A 446-nucleotide genomic window follows, 5' to 3' on the forward strand; every position below is an offset into this window, starting at 1 on the left:
GCGTGGGGGCGGTGCTGGACGCGTTCACTGACGTGCCTCCTCGGGGGTGTCGCCATTCTCGTTCGTCCCCGGTTTGTGCGGTTCGCCGCCTGTGGCGACGGGGCCGCCGTCCGCTGCGACGGGGCCGTGGTCGGCGGCCGGTGCCTGGTGTCCGGCCTCGGCGGCGGCGCGCTCGCCCTGCCGCGCGCCGTGGGTGAAGCCGCCGATGCGGCGGCGCAGTTCCTCGGCCCGCTCGCTGCCGGAGCGGGCGGCGGGTACGGCACCGGTCGGCGCGGCGACGGGGGTGATGTTCGGTGTCCGCTTGGGCAGGCCCTTGTCGGTCAGTCTGCGCGGGGCGGGTGTGCCGTCCTCGTCAGGGGCGCCGTCCTGGCCGGGCGTGTCGTCCTGGTCGGGCGTGTCGTGGGCGGGGTCGGCCTGGCCGGTCGGATCCGGGGCCGGGCCGGGGG

Annotated in this window: 1 pseudogene; it reads right to left on the bottom strand. The window is 78.0% G+C overall.

The window, feature by feature from the left end:
* Positions 1-24 precede the first annotated feature (24 nt).
* Positions 25-446 (bottom strand): annotated as a pseudogene (locus GL263_RS27820) (histidine kinase); the annotation flags it as partial.

The organism is Streptomyces durbertensis, assembly GCF_014156695.1.
In the GTDB taxonomy this organism is placed as follows: domain Bacteria; phylum Actinomycetota; class Actinomycetes; order Streptomycetales; family Streptomycetaceae; genus Streptomyces; species Streptomyces durbertensis.